At 57.3% G+C, this 836-nt stretch carries 1 protein-coding gene; it reads right to left on the minus strand.

Annotation, left to right across the window (positions count from 1 at the left end):
• Nucleotides 1–12: 12 nt before the first annotated feature.
• Nucleotides 13–770, minus strand: a protein-coding gene (locus tag ACR0AY_RS21165) for an IS5 family transposase (RefSeq protein WP_170508708.1) whose coding sequence is annotated in 2 segments (ribosomal slippage) — nucleotides 13–434 and nucleotides 434–770 — 759 coding nt in all. Because the reading frame shifts where the segments join, the coding sequence is not laid out codon by codon here.
• Nucleotides 771–836 lie beyond the last annotated feature (66 nt).

The raw sequence follows: 836 nt of genomic DNA on the forward strand, positions 1-836 counted from the left end.
TAGGGTCAGGATTCATAACCAATAGATGACGACAGCCGCGAGAGCGATGGTCGATAGAAAGACCTTGGGGCATCGGTCATAGCGGGTCGCCACACGCCTCCAATCTTTGAGCCTGCCAAACATGATCTCAATGCGGTTTCGCCGCTTATAGCGGCGCTTGTCGTATTTGACCGGCGTCTTTCGTTGCTTTCGCCCGGGGATACAGGCTCGTATCCCCTTGTCCTGCAAGGCTTCTCTGAACCAGTCAGCGTCATAACCGCGATCCCCGAGCAGCCATTTGACGTTTGGCAGGCCACTGAGCAGCGCCCGTGCGCCGATATAATCGCTCACCTGTCCGGCGGTGACGAACAGGTCAATCGGTCGTCCCAGGCTGTCGCAGATGGCATGTAGTTTGGTGTTCATACCGCCCTTGGTGCGACCGATCAGGCGACCGCGCCCCCTTTTTTGGCGGCCATACTGGTCGCCGTTCGATGTGCCTTCAGGTATGTCGCGTCAATCATCACGGTCTGCTTCTCGCCGTGTTCCGCAGCCAGACCGGCCATCATCCGAGCGAAAATGCCTTTCTCGCTCCAACGCTTCCATCGGCTGTAAAGCGTTTTGTGCGGACCATAGGCGGCAGGGGCATCGCGCCAACGCAAGCCATTGCGATTGATGAAGATAATCCCGCTCAGAACCCTCCTGTCGTCGACCCTTGGCTTGCCGTGCGATTTAGGGAAAAAGGGGGCCAACTTGGCCATCTGCTCGTCGTTCAGCCAGAAAAGGTCGCTCATATCACCGCTCCGTTTTCCAGCTCGTGAATCACGCAGCGCTGCCGAAATCAATGCATCCTGACCCTA

Source organism: Ruegeria sp. A5, assembly GCF_056543005.1.